The organism is Pseudotabrizicola formosa (assembly GCF_002900965.1).
Taxonomy (GTDB): Bacteria; Pseudomonadota; Alphaproteobacteria; order Rhodobacterales; family Rhodobacteraceae; genus Pseudotabrizicola; species Pseudotabrizicola formosa.
Genome location: NZ_PJOM01000002.1, coordinates 798,428 through 814,891, shown reverse-complemented (window position 1 = coordinate 814,891; position 16,464 = coordinate 798,428). Strand labels below are relative to the sequence as shown.

The window sequence follows — 16,464 nt, the reverse complement described above, 5'->3', positions numbered from 1 at the left end:
CGCTGTCAGTTTGCAAGCACATGCTGAAAAATCAGCCGATTTCCTCAACCACGACCAGATCGCGGACAGAGGCGCCTTTGGCATGGGCCAGCGCCGCTTGATATTCTGGGCTGTGATAGCAGGCAACCGCCGCTTCCAGACTGGGGAAACGCGCGACCACGTTGCGGGCGCGGTCATTGCCTTCCAGTTGAACATAGCGTCCGGCACGGGCCAGAAACTCACCGCCATGGGCGGCCAGCGCCGGGCCTGCACCCTTGGCATAAAGCCCATAGGCATCAGGGTCGGTTACCTCGACATGGGCGATCCAGAGGGCGGTTGGCATGGGTTTATCCTTTGATGACGGCTGTCGCGGCGGCAATGGCGGCTTCGGCCTGGGTGATATCTGCGCCGCCGGCCTGCGCCATGTCAGGCCGGCCGCCGCCGCCCTTGCCGCCCATGGCCTCGGCCGCGGCCTTGACCAGGGCGACCGCGGAAACCGATCCGGTCAGATCGGCGGTGACCCCTGCCGCCACCGCAGGTTTGGCCCCGGTATCGGCGATCAGCAGCACGGCACCCGATCCAAGCCGGGTTTTCATCTCGTCAATCAGCGCGGGCAGATCCTTGCCGGAAACGCCTTGCAGAACCTGTGCCAGGAATTTGATCCCATTGATCTCTTGCGCCTCCGGCCCACCGGACTTGCCCCCCATCGCCACCTCGCGGCGCAATTGCGCCACTTCGTTCTGCAGCGCGCGACGTTCGTCAAACAGGGCCTTCACCCGTTCCACCACCTCTGCCGCTGGCGCCTTGAGCACTGCGGCCACATCCGCCAGCCGCGCATCCTGCTGGCGCAGATGGTCGAGTGCGGCCTGCCCGGTCAGCGCCTCGATCCGGCGCACGCCGGCGGAGGAGGCCGAGTCGCCCAAGAGCACAAAGGCCCCGATGTCGCCGGTCCGCGCCACATGGGTGCCGCCGCACAGCTCCAGGCTGTAGGTGTTGCCCTCGGTCCCCTTGGCGCTGCCGTCGAGCACGCCCATCGACACCACGCGCACCTCATCCCCGTATTTCTCGCCAAACAGCGCCTGCGCACCGATGGCGCGGGCGTCATCCGGCGTCATGATGCGGGTTTCGACAGGGGCGTTCTGGCGGATGTACGCATTCACCTCGGCTTCCACCTGCGCCAGTTCTGGCACCGTCAGCCCGACCGAATGGCTGAAATCGAAGCGCAGACGGTCAGACGCATTCAGACTGCCCTTTTGCGCCACATGATCACCAAGCGCGCGTCGCAGCGCCTCATGCAGCAGGTGGGTTGCCGAATGGTTGGCGCGGATGCGGGCGCGGCGGGTATGGCCCACCTCCAGCTTCGCAGGCTGGCCTTTGGTGATCGTGCCTTCGATCACGGTCGCGATGTGCAGGACCACGCCCGCGATCTTGCGGGTATCGGTCACCTCGGCCATGCCCGTGGCAGTGCGGATCAGGCCGGTATCGCCGACCTGACCGCCGGATTCGGCGTAGAACGGCGTCTGATTGACCACAATCTGCACCGATTCTCCGGTTTTTGCTGCCTCGATGGCTGCGCCGTCGCGCACCAGAGCGTTGACCACGCCTTCAGCCGTTTCGGTGTCATAGCCCAGGAATTCCGTGGCCCCATGCTCTTCGGCCAGTTCAAACCAGATCTTGCCATCCGCCGCCTCACCCGTGCCTGTCCAGGCCGCGCGGGCCTTGGCCTTCTGCTCGGCCATCGCCGTATCGAAGCCCGCCACATCCACGGCGCGACCGCGTTCGCGCAAGGCATCCTGCGTCAGGTCCAGCGGGAAGCCGTAGGTGTCATACAGTTTGAAGGCGGTCGTCCCCGGCAGATCGCCGCCTTCGGGCAGGCGCACCAACTCGTCATCCAAAAGCTTCAGGCCACGGTCGAGCGTGGTCTTGAACCGGGTTTCCTCCAGCTTCAGCGTTTCCTCGATCAGGCTTTGCGCGCGCGCGAGTTCCGGATAGGCCGCCCCCATCTGGCGCACCAAAGCGGAAACCAGTTTGAACATCACCGGGTCTTGTGACCCAAGCATATGCGCATGGCGCATCGCGCGGCGCATGATGCGGCGCAGCACGTAGCCGCGCCCTTCATTCGACGGCATCACGCCATCGGCAATCAGGAAGCTGGTGGAGCGCAGATGGTCGGCAATCACCCGGTGATGGGTCTTGCCCGGGCCATCGGGGTCGGTGCTGGTGGCATGGGCCGAAGCCTCGATCAGGCTGCGCATCAGGTCGGTGTCGTAATTGTCGTGCTTGCCCTGCAGCAAGGCGCCAATCCGCTCCAGCCCCATGCCAGTGTCGATGCTCTGCATCTCCAGCGGGCGCATGCTGCCATCGGCGAATTGCTCGTTCTGCATGAACACGTTGTTCCAGATCTCGATGAAGCGGTCGCCATCCTCTTCCGCGCTGCCCGGCGGGCCGCCCCAGATATGGTCGCCGTGATCATAGAAGATCTCGGTGCACGGGCCACAGGGGCCGGTCGGCCCCATCCGCCAGAAATTGTCATCCGTCGGGATGCGGATGATCCGGTCATCGCTGAACCCGGCCACCTTTTTCCAGATCGCCGCCGCCTCGTCATCGGTGTGATAGACGGTGACGAGCAGCTTGTCCTTGTTCAGGCCGAAGTCTTTCGTCAGCAATTCCCAGGCAAAGGCAATCGCATCATCCTTGAAGTAATCGCCAAAGCTGAAATTGCCCAGCATCTCGAAAAACGTGTGGTGGCGCGCGGTATAGCCGACGTTATCAAGGTCATTGTGCTTGCCGCCCGCGCGCACGCATTTCTGCGCGGTGGTGGCGCGGGTATAGTCGCGCGTCTCCACCCCGGTGAACAGGTTCTTGAACTGTACCATGCCGGAATTGGCGAACATCAGCGTCGGATCGTTGCGCGGCACGAGGGGGGAGCTGTCCACCACCTTGTGGCCGTTGCGGGCAAAGAAATCGAGATATGTCGAGCGGATATCGTTCAGCGACGCCATGGTCATGTTGCCCTTCGGCTGAGGGTGTCATCGGGTTTCGTTCCCATCTATCGCCGTGCGCAGGGCCTGTCCACCGGGGGCTGCGGCTGGCTTGCGCAAAAAAGCCGCCACCACGCAGCAAAAGGCCGGGACACTGCCCCGGCCTTTTGCCCTGTCGGGATGGATCAGCCGTCCATCACATCATCATCTGCGGTGGCTTCGCTTTCTGCCATATGGAAATCCAGCCCGTTGGCGGCGCGGATCTTGTCTTCGATCTCGGCCGCAGTGGTCGGGTTCGACTTCAGGAAGAGCTTGGCATTTTCGCGGCCCTGCCCGATCCGTTCATCGCCATAGGAATACCAGGAGCCGGACTTTTCAACCACGCCGGCCTTGACGCCAAGATCAACCAATTCGCCGGTTTTCGAGATGCCTTCGCCATACATGATGTCGAATTCCACCTGCTTGAAGGGCGGCGCCACCTTGTTCTTGACCACCTTGACGCGGGTCGAGTTGCCGACCACGTCATCTTTTTCCTTGATCGAGCCAATGCGGCGGATGTCCAGCCGCACGCTCGCGTAGAATTTCAGCGCATTGCCACCGGTTGTGGTTTCGGGCGAGCCGAACATCACGCCGATCTTCATGCGGATCTGGTTGATGAAGATGACCATGCAATTGCTGCGACCGATGCTGGCGGTCAGCTTGCGCATCGCCTGGCTCATCAGGCGGGCCTGTGCGCCCATCTGCATGTCACCCATGTCGCCTTCGATTTCCGATTTGGGCGTCAGCGCCGCAACCGAATCGACGACCACAAGGCTGACAGCACCCGACCGCACCAGCGTATCGACAATTTCCAGCGCCTGTTCGCCGGTGTCGGGCTGGCTGATCAGCAGCTCATCCAGATTGACGCCCAGTTTCTTGGCATATTGCGGGTCCAGCGCGTGTTCGGCATCGACAAAGGCGCAGACGCCGCCCTTTTTCTGCTCTTCCGCCACCACATGCAGGGTGAGCGTGGTCTTGCCCGAGCTTTCCGGCCCGTAAATCTCGATGATCCGGCCCTTGGGCAGGCCACCGATGCCCAAGGCGATATCAAGGCCCAGTGACCCGGTTGAGGTCGCCTCGATATCCATTGCCGGGCTGTTCATCCCCAGCCGCATGATCGAGCCTTTGCCGAACTGCCGTTCGATCTGTGCCAGAGCGCTTTCCAGCGCCTTTGACTTGTCCATTTCGCGCTTCCCGTTCAAATCGAGGAGGTTCGCCACCGCCATTGTCCGCTCCTTATTTCACAGCCGCGACATGGCGGCAATCTTTGCGCTTGTTCCCCAAGTGTTCTTATCTGTATGGGAATAAAACAGGAACATTTCAACCTAAATTCTCAGAGTTCCATCTTTTTCACAGTTTGGTTAAGCGATAGTTTACCAAAACGGTAAAAAGCAGGACCACAGATTGGCCAAGCGCGCCCGGCAGAGGCGCAAAGACGGGGGCGGGTGACGATGTTGGTGTTTTGGGAACAACGGCTGGCGATATTGGCAACGCCAAAAACCGGGTCAACCGCAATCGAAGCCGCGCTCGAATCGCTGGCCGCCGTGTCGATCCAGCGGCCGCCGGCGCTCAAGCACACCAATGTCGCCCGCTTCCGCCGCTTTGTCGGCCCTTACCTCGAAACGGCGGCGGGCGGGCCCTTTACGGTGGTTGCCCTGATGCGCGAGCCGCGCGACTGGCTGGGCAGCTGGTACCGCTATCGCAGCCGTGACGATATCCCGGACCCGGCCAAGAGCACGCAAGGGCTCAGCTTTGACACCTTTGTGCAGGCCTGGTGCAGCCAGCCGCGTCCGGCCTTTGCCAAGGTCGGCTCGCAGGCGCGGTTTCTGAAAGGGATCGAGGGCCATGGCGCCGACCGGGTGTTTCGCTATGAAAACATTGATACTTTCATCGAGTTTCTGGAAGATCGTCTGGATTTCCAGATCTTTCTGCCGCAGTTGAACGTCTCGCCCAAAGCCCCGATGGAGCTGTCGGCCGAAACGCAGGCCAGGCTGCAGGTCGCCGCGGCAGAGGATTTTGCGCTCTATGACAGCCTGGCCTGAGCGGTCAGTGCAACTGACCCTGCACCGTGATGGCCAGATCGTTGAGCGAAAAGGGTTTGGCCAGAAACACCGAATTGGGCACCCTGCCCTGTTCATCTGACAGGCAATCTTCGGCATAGCCCGAGATGAAGACCACCCGCGCCTCCGGCCGCGCCTCCAGCGCCAGCTTCACCCAGCTTGGTCCGTCCATGCCGGGCATCACCACATCGGTGACAAAGACATCAATCTGCAGCGACGGGTCTTCCAGCAGGCGCAGCGCTTCTTCGGCGCAATCCGCCTCCAGCACGGTATAGCCGCGCAGGCGCAGCGCGCGGCTGGCAAAGGCCCGCACCGGCGCCTCATCCTCGACCAGCAGCACCACGCCTTCGCCCTGGCGCAGCACGATCTTGCGGGCGGGCTCTGGCGGGGCGGCTGCCAGCTCTTCCTCGGTGGCCTGATGGATCGGGAAATACAGGTGGAACACGGTGCCTTCGCCGGGGATGGAATCCACAAAGATGAAACCGCCGGACTGTTTGACGATGCCGTAAACCGTGGACAGGCCAAGGCCCGTGCCTTCGCCCGACCGTTTTGTGGTAAAGAACGGTTCAAAGATCTTGTCCAGCCATTCGGGCGGAATGCCGATTCCGGTGTCGACAACGCGGATCGTGGCATAATCGCCCGCCGGTACGATCGCCCGGTTGCGGCGCAGTTCGGTATGCAGGGTCAGCGCCTCGGTTTCGATGCGGATGGACCCACCATCGACCATCGCATCGCGGGCGTTGACCACAAGGTTCATCACCACCTGTTCCAGCTGCCGCTTGTCGGCGCAGATCATTCCCATGTCGGCGGCATGGGCCAGATGCAGCTGCACTTTTTCGCCAACCAGCCGGTTGAGCAGATGGATCATGTCCGACAGCACGTCGCGCAGATCAATCCGCTCGGGTTTCAGGGTCTGCTTGCGCGAGAAGGCCAGCAGCTGGCCGACAAGCGACGCGGCGCGGTTGGCGTTTTGGTGAATCTGCACCAGATCGGCAAAATCGGTGTCTTCCTTGCGATGGCGCAGCAGCAACAGGTCGCAATGCCCCGAGATCGCGGTCAGCAGATTGTTGAAATCATGCGCAATCCCCCCCGCCAACTGGCCAATGGCCTGCATTTTCTGGCTTTGCACAAACTGCGCCTCCAGCCGCTTCATCGCCGTGGCATCCTGCACCACCGCCATCACACCCGGGCGGCCCTGTTCGACATAGCGGCGCAGGGTGACCTGATGAAAGGCATCGGGTTGGCCGACGCGGGCGCGCAACACCTCGGACCCGCCGATGTTGCGCTCGGCCACGACATCGCCGACCCAATCCAGAACCGACCGGCCAAGCCCCTGATAGAGATCGTAAAACATCGGGCGCGCCTCTTTTTCGAGATCAAGCACATCGCGCGCGGCCCGGTTGGCGGCGAGCATTCGGCCCGCCGAGTCGAAGCGCAGAATGGCAACGGGGATCTCTTCCAGATCTTCCATCATCTGCGTCTGGGCGGGCGCGGTATTGACCGGCAAAAGATAGATTTCCCGCCGTTCCCCCGCTCCGGGCACCTCGGCCAGGATCGCCCGCACCGGACCATTGGCCCCCGCAACCTGCACCTCTTCGCCGTTGCGCAGGTTCGGGGTGGAAAACACCTTGTCGAGCCGCTTTGGCCGCCCCCCCAGCAGACGGCGCATCGCCTCATTGGTGAACAGCACGACACCGGCCTTGTTGATCACCAGCATCGGCAGGCTGAGCCCCTCCGCCCCGCGCCCGGACACGGCCCGGTCGACGAATTCATCCAGCCGCCACAGGAAACGGTCATCACCGATGCGATGCACGCAGAGCCGGGTATGGCCGCGCCGCGTGATCACATCTTCCCGCGCCGCACCGGCCTTCAGCGCGCGCGCCTGCAGGCGGTAAAGAACCGAGGCCGGGCTGGTGAAATGATCATGCAGGGCGGCCGTCAGCGAGGCCGCCGCCAGACCGAAGCGCCCTTGGGCCGCCGCGTTGCGATAGAGGATATGGCCTTGGGTATCGGTGGTGAAACAGGGCGTGGCGTCTTGGTCGAACAGCATGGCCACCGCGCCTTCTGCCCGGCGGTCCTTGCGGTCAGCCAGCCCGACCACCAACCAGAACAGGCCGACCAGAGCGGCGAGCGTCAGCCCCACCACGGCAGCGGCAACCCTGACCGCAGGGTCTGTCGCAAATCCCGCCGCAATCAGCGCCACCAGACCCCCGCCCAAAAGCAGACGGGACCGCATGGCCATGGCGCGCGACAGCGCAACGATTTCGGTGGCTCCCTGAATGCCCGCCAGCACGCCACTTCCCCAAGTTGATCTTCACCCGTTTCAAGGGGCAGAACATCATATAAACGGTTAACACGCTCTTAACGGTGCCTTGCCTGCGCGAGCATGACGCAAGGCCCCCGGGCAAATCAAGCAGGCGCTTGCCTCAGCTGGGCCAGAAAAAAGCCATCCCCGCCGCTCAATGGCGTGAAACGCTGCAGACCTGCGATCTGCCATCCCGGATGGCGCGACAAAAAGGCGTTGACCCGGTCTTCATTTTCAACCCTCAGCAGCGAGCAGGTGGCATAGGCCAAGACCCCCGCGGGGGCGACCAAAGGCGCCAACCGGTCCAGAATGCTGTCCTGAACGGCGCCGATCTGGGCCAGACGCTCTGCGGTCAGGGCCCATTTGCCCTGCGGATCTCGGCGCCAGCTGCCCGAGCCGGAACAGGGCGCATCGGCGAGGATCAGATCGAACGGCGCCAAGCTTTCCGGATCGTCGGTCCGTGTCAGCCTGACACCGGCCCGCGCCGCGCGGACGGGCAGATCGCGCATCCGCCCCGGATCTGCATCATGGGCAAAGAGCGACAGCTGCGCCCGTGCCGCCATGGCAAGGGCCTTGCCACCCCCGCCCGCGCAATGGTCGAGAACGCGCATTCCGTCGCGCAGGGGCAAGGCGCTGACCACAGCCTGCGACGCGGCATCCTGCAGTTCGACCAGACCCGACAGATAGGCCTGACTGGTCTGAATCTTGCGCGCGCCCTGCGTCACCATCAGCGCCGTGTCGGCAAGCGCATGTGGCTCTGCCACAATGCTCTCGGCCTGCAGCGCGGCGATCCCTTGCGCCAGCGATCCCCGCCGCAGGTTCACGCGCAAGAACACCGGCGCACGCTGGCGCAACGCCTGCGCCGTGGCGGCAAGATCCGCGCCCAGCGACTGTGTCAGCTGTGGCAGCAGCCAGTCCGGCAGGTCCAGCGCCTCTGCACCCTCGGGCGGGCGTCCCTCTTCGCCGGCCGACAGCGGCACCGGCGCATGGCCGATCCCAGTGAACAGCGTCGCAGGATCCGTGCCGGCCGCGCGCAAGGCCCCCAGCATCAGGCCGCGCCCGCTTTGCGCCCCGCCCAGAGCGGCATAGGACCGGCGGCAGCGCAGCGCATCATAGACCAGATCGCGCACCGCATTGCGGTCGCCCGAGCCGGCAAAGCGGCTGGCCCGGCCCCAGTTGGTCAGCGCCTGTTCGGCAGGGCTGCCGCTCAGAACGCGGTCCAGCACGGCAATCGCCGCGGAAACCCGGGCGGCGGGCGTCATGGTCGAGGTCCTTGCCGCACAGGCTCAGCCCACCCGATAGTTCGGGCTTTCCCGGGTGATCTGCACGTCATGGACATGGCTTTCCTTGAGCCCTGCCCCGGTGATGCGGACAAACTGGCAATTGCTGCGCATCTCGGCCACGGTGGCGCAGCCGGTATAGCCCATGGCCGCGCGCAGGCCGCCGACCATCTGGTGAATCACCTGCGCTGCCGATCCCTTGTAGGGCACCTGTCCCTCAATCCCTTCGGGCACCAGCTTGTCGCTGGCGGCATCCTTCTGGAAATAGCGGTCGGCCGAGCCGCGCGCCATCGCGCCCAAAGACCCCATCCCGCGATAGGATTTATAGGACCGCCCGTTCCACAAGATCACCTCGCCCGGAGATTCGTCGGTCCCGGCGATGGCCGAACCGACCATGGCGCAGGAGGCCCCCGCCGCGATGGCCTTGGCAAAATCGCCAGAATATTTGATGCCGCCATCGGCGATGATCGGAACATCCCCCGCCGCCCGGGACGCGTCCATGATCGCGGTCAACTGCGGCACACCGACGCCCGCCACGATGCGGGTGGTGCAGATCGACCCCGGCCCGATGCCGACCTTGACCGCATCGGCACCGGCACCGATCAGCGCGCGGGTGGCCTCTGCCGTCGCCACATTGCCCGCCACCACCTGTACGGTGTTCGACAGCCGCTTGATCCGTTCCACCGCCCGGGCCACCCCTTCGGAATGACCATGGGCCGTATCGATCACCACCATATCGACCCCGGCATCAATCAACGCCTGTGACCGCTCGAACCCGGCATCGCCCACCGTGCTGGCAGCGGCGACGCGCAACCGCCCCATCTCATCCTTGCAGGCATTGGGGTTGAGCACGGATTTCTCGGTGTCCTTCAGCGTCAGCAGCCCGGTCAGTACGCCGGTGCCATCGGTGACCAACAGTTTTTCGATCCGGCGCGCCTTCATCAGGCTGATCGCCTGCTCGCGGTCGATCGGTTCGTGCAGCAGCGCGAGGTTTTCGGAACTCATCATCACCGAAACCGGTGTCTTGTCATCACTGGCAAAGCGCATGTCGCGATTGGTCACGATGCCCAGCACCCGACCGTGGCCGTCCACCACCGGAAAGCCGGTGATGTTATAGCGGCCCATCAGGATTTTCGCATCGGCCAGAGTCTGGTCCGGCGTCAGGGTGATCGGTTTGTAGACCACACCGGATTCGAACCGCTTGACCCGGCGCACTTCGGTCGCCTGCGCCTCCAGGTCCAGATTGCGGTGGATCACGCCGATCCCGCCGGCCTGCGCCATGGCAATCGCCATCCGGCCTTCGGTCACCGTGTCCATCGCGCTGGACAGAAGCGGGATGTTCATGCGGATGGATTTCGTGACAAAAGTCGAGGTGTCCGCATCGGACGGCAGCACCGATGAAGCGGCCGGAACCAGCAGAACGTCGTCGAAAGTATAGGCCTCGCGAATCTCCATAGGAGCCTCCAAAGGAGTGATCGTTTGGCGGTTCCCTGTTTCACCTCTCTTCCGGGGATGCAAGGGAAAATGGCACGCCCAAAGACAGCCGCTCGCCATCCGTTCTGCGCTGACCGCATTATCTGTTCAAAAATATCCTCGGGGGGGTCGGGGGGCAGACAGCCCCCCGGCGACGGTTGTGCAGGGCACCACCGTCTAGAGGTCGCGGTACTGCTTTTCCTGCCGCGCGGTCCAGCGCAGGGACAGGTCCCAGCCGTCATCGCCTTGCGACTCTGCCTCTACCACGCCTTGCGCGTGCAGCCAGGCGTGGCGCCGGCCCTCGGTGAAGGGCAAGGTGAGCCTGCGTTCGGATGTTGCCTCGTCAAACACCTGCGACACCCGGTAGAGCAGCGCTTCCACCCCCTCCCCGGTCAGCGCCGAAACCGCCAGCACATCGTTGCGCTGTGCCGCTTGCGCGGCCAGAGCGTCGCGTGCCGAACCGTCGACCAGATCCAGCTTGTTCCAGATCTCCAGCATCGGTGTGGCCTTGTTCACCCCCAGTGAGGTCAGGATATCCATCACATCTGCGGCTTGCTCGGCCGATTCCGGGTGGGAAATGTCGCGCACATGCAAGATCAGATCGGCCGACAGCACCTCTTCCAGCGTGGCGCGAAAGGCGGCGACCAGCGTGGTGGGCAGCTCACTGATGAAGCCCACGGTGTCGGAGAGGATGATCTTGCGGCCCGTGCCAGACCCTGCGCCACCTTGCGGCACCGGCAGCACCATGGCGCGCATCGTCGGGTCCAGCGTGGCAAACAGCATGTCCTTGGCCAGCACCTCGGCCCCGGTGATGCGGTTGAACAGCGTGGATTTCCCCGCGTTGGTATACCCCACCAAGGCCACAATCGGGAACGGCACCTTCTTGCGCGCGGCCCGGTGCAACTCTCGCGTCTTGACCACCTTGGCCAGCTGGCGCTTGAGCCGGATCACCTGATCGTCGATGGCGCGGCGGTCGGCCTCGATCTGGGTTTCCCCCGGCCCGCCGACAAAGCCAAAGCCGCCGCGCTGCCGCTCAAGGTGCGTCCAGGCCCGCACCAGACGGGTGCGCTGGAACGACAGAGCCGCCAGTTCCACCTGCAACACGCCTTCGCGGGTGCGGGCGCGGTCGGCGAAAATTTCCAGGATCAGCCCGGTCCGGTCCAGCAGCTTGACGCCCCATTCCTTTTCCAGATTGCGCTGCTGCACCGGCGAGACCGGCCCATCCACCAGCACCAACCCGACATCCTCGGCCTTGAAACGCGCGGCCAGCTCCTCGACCTTGCCTGACCCGAACAGCATGCCCGGGTGAAGCCGCGGCAGGCGCACAACCTCGGCCCCCACCACCTCGATCCGCGGCAGGGCGGCGGCCAGGCTCACCGCTTCGGCCAGCCCATGTTCGGGCAGGCGGCGCGCGGGTTTCGACTTTATGTCGGGGTGCAGCACAAAGGCCCGCGTCGCGGGGCTTTCGCTTTCATAGGCGTCAAGACCTGTGCCCGTATCGGGCCAGATCTCTTCGTCCTCGTCATCGTCCGGCAAATCGGAAATCAGTCTTCACCTTCATAAAGGTTGATCGGCGCGCCCGGCATGATGGTGGAAATCGCGTGTTTGTAGACAAGTTGCGATTGACCATCCCGGCGCAAAAGCACGCAGAAATTGTCAAACCAGGTGATCACGCCTTGCAGCTTCACCCCGTTGATCAGGAAGATCGTCACTGGAACTTTTGCCTTGCGGACATGGTTCAGGAAAGCGTCCTGCAAGTTCTGTTTATCACCGGCCATTCTCTTCGTGCCCTTAATGTTGCGCGTTTTATCCGTCCCTCGGCTTATCAGCCTGCCGCTGGCGCATTGCCGCATACTATGGGACGGGATTCGCAGAGATTCCAGCCCAAAAAGCAGCCCCTTGCCCAAGCATCGGTCAGCGTTGCCAGCTGGAGGGGGCAAAGAGCGCCAGAAGCGCCAATGTCTCCAGCCGTCCGACCACCATCACCACGGCCAGAAATACCTTGGCCGCCGTATCCAGGTCGGCATAGCGGATCGGTACGGTGCCAGCCAGATCGGCCAGCTGGCCCGTGGTGGACAGGGCGGCAAGCGTCAGCACCAGCGCATCCTCGAACGGCAGGTTCATCAATGACAGCGCCGCCGTGCTCACCGCAATCGACAGGGCAAAGAGCATGAAGAACAGCCAGGCGAAATAGGCCCCTTCGCGCCGCAGACGCCGCGCCTGTGACCCCTGCCCGCCGATCGATGACGGGTGGATCAGCTTTTCCAATTCACGCTCGCCATGGCGGAACAGGGCATAGACCCGCAGCAGCTTCACCCCGCCCGCCGTCGTCGCCACCCCGCCGCCGATGATGGCCAGACCCAGCAGCACAAGGCCGGGGCTGGGCAGGCCCGACCAGCTGCGCGCCGCCGCCCATTCGCCCGATTCGTAGCCCGTGGTGGTCAGAAAGCTCACCGCCATGAAGAATGTGCCCCACAGCGCGCGCAGCGCAGAGGCGGCATCATCGGTTGCTTCCACCTCGATGGCACCGATGAAATGACGAAAGAACAGCACCCCCGTGGTGGTCGCAACCACGATGGTCGCCAGCCGCACCTCCGGGTCACGATGCAAGGGCCCCTGCATCAGCACCGATTGCGCACCGGGCAAAAACCGCCGCGAGATCGCCAGCATCAGAAACAGCACGATCAGCATCTCGCCCAGCAGACCGGTGCGCAGCATGCTCAGATCGCCGTCCGGCCCGATGCCAGAGGTGGACAGCGTGCCCATGGCATGGATCAGCGCCACCAGATTGACCTCGCCCGCAATCATCAAGAGCAGCCACAACAGCAGGGTCAGCCCGGAATAGATCGGGAACAACAGCATCGTATAGCGCAAGAAGCGCTGCGACGGATCGGCCACCCGGGTGATCTGGCTCAGCCCCGCCGCGCCGCGTCCCGGCGCGCGACCCGACATCACCTCGACCCCGCCCAGATTCATCGGCGCAAGGATCGCGGTGGCCGTGACCAGAATGAACAGCCCCCCCAGCCATCCCACCGTGGCCCGCCACAGATGCAGCGACGGCGCCAACCGGCCCGGCGTGTCATAGAGCGAGGCCCCCGTGGTGGTGAAACAGGACACCATTTCAAACCAGGCGTTCAGAAAGCTGGTGTCAGGCAGCGCCTGTGTGACCGGAACCGCAAAGATCACCGGCATCAGCGCATAGGCCCCGGCGAGGGAGGCCAGCTGGCTGCGCGCCAGATTGCGCGGCTTCCAGCTTGACGTGGCAAGCCAGACCATTGCCGTGACAATCAGCACCATCAGCCCGGAATAGAAAAAGCCCTGCGCCACCTGATCCATATTGGTCAGGGTGGCATGGGCGGCGGGCAGGAACATGGACAGTCCCGACAGGGCCGACAGCGTCACCAAGAGCGGTGCGGCCAGCAGCCGTTCACGCCAGACCATCAGAAAAAGTCGATGGAGACCTGCAGCAGCCGCTCCACCTCCCGGACGTCAGAGGTCATGGAAAACAGCGCGATGATATCACCCGATTCCAGCCGCAGCTCTGCCCCCGGCTTCACCACCTTGTCGCCCTTCATCACGCCGCCCACCAGCACGCCTTCGGGAAAGTCGATCTCGCGGATCATCTTGCCCGCCAGCGAACTGGTCGACAGGATCTGCGCCTCGATCATCTCGGCCTCGGCATCGCCGATCGAATAGACCGCGCGCACCCGCCCATGGCGAATGTGGCGCAGGATCGAGCTGACGGTGGTGGCGCGCGGGTTGATATAGGCGTCAATGTCCAGCGGCCCCATCATCGGCGCAAGCGTCGGATCGTTGACCAGCGCAATCGCCATCTGACAGCCGGCCTGTTTGGCCCGCACCGCCACCAGCAGGTTGGTCTTGTCGTCATCGGTCACCGCCAGCACCGCATCGGCGCGGTCGATGGCGGCTTCCATCAGGATATCCATGTCCATCCCGTCGCCATGCAGCACGATGGTGCGCTCCAGACTGTCGGCCGCGCGTTCGGCGGTGGGACGGGATTTTTCGATGATCTTGGCGCGGACCCGGTCACTGCGGGCCTCCAGCGCGCGGGCCACACCCAGACCCACGTTGCCACCGCCGATGATGACAATGCGCTCCTGTTTTTTGGCTTTCTTGCCAAAGATTTCCAGCGCGCGGTTCACATCTTCGGAATGGGTGAAGACATAGATCTGGTCGCCCGCAAACAGTTGATCATCCGGGTCGGGCGCGAACAGCCGCCCGTCGCGGCGCACGCCCACCACAATGGCGCGCAGCGTTGAGAACAGGTCATTCAACTGCCGCAGCGGCGTGTTCAGCACCGGGCAATCCTCATCCAATGCGATGCCCAGAAGCTGCGCCCGGCCCAGCATGAAACTTTCGGTGTCGAAGGTCGATGGCGCCGCCAGTCGTTGCAAGGCGGCCTCGGCCACCTCGCGTTCAGGGGAAATCACCACATCGATCGGCAGATGCTCGCGGCGGTACAGGTCGGAATAGATGGCATCCAGATAGCTTTGCGCCCGCAGCCGGGCAATCTTGCGCGGCACGGAAAACACCGAATGCGCGACCTGACAGGTGACCATGTTCACCTCGTCGGAATGGGTGGCGGCGATGATCAGATCGGCGTCGCGCGCCCCTGCCCGTTCCAGCACGTCAGGGTAGCTGGCAAAGCCCACAATGCCCTGAACATCCAGCGTATCTGTCGCGCGGCGCACCAGATCGGGGTTCACATCGACCACCGTCACGTCATTGCGTTCACCCGACAACTGGCGCGCAATCTGCCAGCCCACCTGACCCGCGCCACAGATGATGACCTTCATGTCAGCCCCTTATAGGATGGCATGGCCCGCCTTGGCCCCACCACAGGCCCCTTGCATCGCAGAAGGCGGGCGCAGGGTCAATGTCGGGCACAAGGTGACTGCCGGGCGCCGGGGGTGTCAGCTTTCATCCTCGTCTTCCAGCTCGTCAAAATGCGCCGACCGCCCGCCGGATTTCGAGGTGGTCACCACACCAAGCGATTTCAGCTTGCGGTGCAGGGCCGACCGTTCCATGCCGACGAAATTCGCGGTGCGGCTGATGTTGCCGCCAAAGCGGTTGATCTGGGTCAGCAGGTATTCGCGTTCAAACACCTCACGCGCCTCGCGCAGCGGCAGGGTGGCCATGGCCCCGCCCAGCACCAGCCGGCCATTGCCCTCGACCGCCGCCTCCTGCCCCGGCAGTTCCGACGCCTCGATCGGGCCAGAGGCTTCGCCCAGGATCAGCACCCTCTCGATCACATTGCGCAGCTGGCGCACATTGCCGGGCCAGGCGGTGGTCTGCAGCATGGCCTCGGCCTCTTGCGTCAGCTGGCGCGCGGGCAGGCCTTGGGTGCGGTGGAACAGGTCGATGAAATGGCGGGTCAGTTCCGGAATATCCTCGCGCCGTTCCTCAAGGCTGGGCACCGGGATCGGCACCACGTTCAGCCGGTCATAAAGTTCCTGCCGGAACCGCCCCGCCGCGATTTCGGCGCGCAGATCCCGGGTGGTCGATGACACCACGCGCAGGTCAACCCGCACCTTGTCGGTGCCGCCCGCCCGGGTGAACTGTTGTTCGGTCAGAACCCGCAGGATTTTCGACTGGGTGCCAAGCGGCATGTCGGCCACTTCATCGAAATAGACCACACCGCCATGCGCCTGTTCCAGGAGGCCCTTTTCAATCCCGCGCTCTGCGGTTTCGCGGCCGAACAGAACCTCTTCCATCCGGTCCGGCTCCACCGTGGCCGAAGACACCGAGACAAAAGGCGCCGTGGCCCGGTTGGAATTGCTGTGAATGAACCGCGCCGCCATTTCCTTGCCGCTGCCCGATGGCCCGGTCAGCATGACCCGCCCATTCGACTTGGTCACCTTTTCCAGCTGTGCCTTCAGTGCGCGGAAAGCGGGGCTGGAGCCGAGCATTTCCGAACTTGTCACCTCGCGCCGGCGCAGATCGGCGTTTTCGCGGCGCAGCCGGCTGGTTTCCATCGCGCGCGACACCACCACCATCAGCTGATCAATGTTGAACGGCTTTTCGATGAAGTCATAGGCCCCCTGCTTGATCGCCGCGACCGCAATTTCAATGTTGCCATGCCCCGAGATGATCACCACCGGCACATCGGGGTTGTCGCGTTTCACGGTTTTCAGAATATCGATCCCGTCCATCCGGCTGTCCTTCAGCCAGATATCCAGAATCATCAGGCTGGGCGGATCGGCGTTGATCTCGGCCATCGCATCGTCGGAATTTCCTGCCAGACGAATGGTATAGCCTTCGTCCTTCAGAATATCACCGATCAACTCGCGAATGTCTTTCTCGTCATCTACGATCAGAATGCTCAT

General features: G+C 63.6%; 12 protein-coding genes. 1 reads left to right on the top strand and 11 read right to left on the bottom strand.

Going from position 1 to position 16,464, the window contains the following annotated elements:
- Positions 1-31: 31 nt before the first annotated feature.
- The 3 genes from CXR43_RS07920 to recA form a co-directional block, all read right to left on the bottom strand.
- Positions 32-322, bottom strand: coding sequence for a DUF1330 domain-containing protein (locus CXR43_RS07920; RefSeq protein ID WP_103333460.1), 291 nt, complete (start codon positions 320-322; stop codon positions 32-34).
- Between the two features lie 4 nt (positions 323-326).
- Positions 327-2,981 (bottom strand): alanine--tRNA ligase, encoded by a 2,655-nt coding sequence (alaS, locus tag CXR43_RS07915; protein ID WP_103334114.1) that lies wholly within the window; start codon positions 2,979-2,981, stop codon positions 327-329.
- Between the two features lie 164 nt (positions 2,982-3,145).
- On the bottom strand, positions 3,146-4,225 hold the full coding sequence (gene recA / locus CXR43_RS07910) for a recombinase RecA (protein ID WP_103333459.1): 1,080 nt from the start codon (positions 4,223-4,225) through the stop codon (positions 3,146-3,148).
- Between the two features lie 225 nt (positions 4,226-4,450).
- Here recA and CXR43_RS07905 point away from each other — a divergent pair, with 225 nt between their 5' ends.
- Positions 4,451-5,041 (top strand): hypothetical protein, encoded by a 591-nt coding sequence (locus CXR43_RS07905; protein WP_103333458.1) that lies wholly within the window; start codon positions 4,451-4,453, stop codon positions 5,039-5,041.
- 4 nt (positions 5,042-5,045) lie between these two features.
- Here the strand turns inward: CXR43_RS07905 and CXR43_RS07900 are convergent, their stop codons facing one another.
- From CXR43_RS07900 to ntrX, 8 genes are all read right to left on the bottom strand, one after another.
- A complete protein-coding gene (locus CXR43_RS07900; RefSeq protein ID WP_103334113.1) occupies positions 5,046-7,301 on the bottom strand; it encodes a hybrid sensor histidine kinase/response regulator in 2,256 nt (751 codons plus the stop codon).
- A 167-nt stretch (positions 7,302-7,468) separates the two neighbouring features.
- Positions 7,469-8,626: an RsmB/NOP family class I SAM-dependent RNA methyltransferase gene (locus CXR43_RS07895; RefSeq protein ID WP_103333457.1), complete on the bottom strand. Its 1,158-nt coding sequence runs from the start codon at positions 8,624-8,626 to the stop codon at positions 7,469-7,471.
- Between the two features lie 24 nt (positions 8,627-8,650).
- A complete protein-coding gene (gene guaB, locus CXR43_RS07890; protein WP_103333456.1) occupies positions 8,651-10,099 on the bottom strand; it encodes an IMP dehydrogenase in 1,449 nt (482 codons plus the stop codon).
- Positions 10,100-10,294: 195 nt separating this feature from the next.
- Positions 10,295-11,626, bottom strand: coding sequence for a GTPase HflX (hflX, locus tag CXR43_RS07885; protein WP_246831362.1), 1,332 nt, complete (start codon positions 11,624-11,626; stop codon positions 10,295-10,297).
- Positions 11,627-11,661: 35 nt separating this feature from the next.
- Positions 11,662-11,895 carry an RNA chaperone Hfq gene (gene hfq, locus CXR43_RS07880; protein WP_023664101.1) on the bottom strand — a complete coding sequence of 78 codons (234 nt, stop codon included), beginning with the start codon at positions 11,893-11,895 and terminating at the stop codon, positions 11,662-11,664.
- A 136-nt stretch (positions 11,896-12,031) separates the two neighbouring features.
- Positions 12,032-13,558 (bottom strand): TrkH family potassium uptake protein, encoded by a 1,527-nt coding sequence (locus CXR43_RS07875; protein WP_103333455.1) that lies wholly within the window; start codon positions 13,556-13,558, stop codon positions 12,032-12,034.
- Positions 13,558-14,934 carry a Trk system potassium transporter TrkA gene (gene trkA / locus CXR43_RS07870; RefSeq protein WP_103333454.1) on the bottom strand — a complete coding sequence of 459 codons (1,377 nt, stop codon included), beginning with the start codon at positions 14,932-14,934 and terminating at the stop codon, positions 13,558-13,560. Before trkA ends, CXR43_RS07875 begins: the two co-directional genes overlap by 1 nt.
- 117 nt (positions 14,935-15,051) lie before the next feature.
- Positions 15,052-16,464, bottom strand: a complete 1,413-nt coding sequence (gene ntrX, locus CXR43_RS07865; RefSeq protein WP_103333453.1) for a nitrogen assimilation response regulator NtrX — start codon at positions 16,462-16,464, stop codon at positions 15,052-15,054.

Coding starts and splice junctions, on each gene's coding strand:
- CXR43_RS07920 (WP_103333460.1), bottom strand. CDS start 322: ATGCCAACCGCCCTCTGGATCGCCCATGTCGAGGTAACCGACCCTGAT.
- trkA (WP_103333454.1), bottom strand. CDS start 14,934: ATGAAGGTCATCATCTGTGGCGCGGGTCAGGTGGGCTGGCAGATTGCG.
- alaS (WP_103334114.1), bottom strand. CDS start 2,981: ATGGCGTCGCTGAACGATATCCGCTCGACATATCTCGATTTCTTTGCC.
- CXR43_RS07895 (WP_103333457.1), bottom strand. CDS start 8,626: ATGACGCCCGCCGCCCGGGTTTCCGCGGCGATTGCCGTGCTGGACCGC.
- guaB (WP_103333456.1), bottom strand. CDS start 10,099: ATGGAGATTCGCGAGGCCTATACTTTCGACGACGTTCTGCTGGTTCCG.
- recA (WP_103333459.1), bottom strand. CDS start 4,225: ATGGCGGTGGCGAACCTCCTCGATTTGAACGGGAAGCGCGAAATGGAC.
- CXR43_RS07905 (WP_103333458.1), top strand. CDS start 4,451: ATGTTGGTGTTTTGGGAACAACGGCTGGCGATATTGGCAACGCCAAAA.
- ntrX (WP_103333453.1), bottom strand. CDS start 16,464: ATGAGCATTCTGATCGTAGATGACGAGAAAGACATTCGCGAGTTGATC.
- CXR43_RS07900 (WP_103334113.1), bottom strand. CDS start 7,301: ATGGCCATGCGGTCCCGTCTGCTTTTGGGCGGGGGTCTGGTGGCGCTG.
- hfq (WP_023664101.1), bottom strand. CDS start 11,895: ATGGCCGGTGATAAACAGAACTTGCAGGACGCTTTCCTGAACCATGTC.
- CXR43_RS07875 (WP_103333455.1), bottom strand. CDS start 13,558: ATGGTCTGGCGTGAACGGCTGCTGGCCGCACCGCTCTTGGTGACGCTG.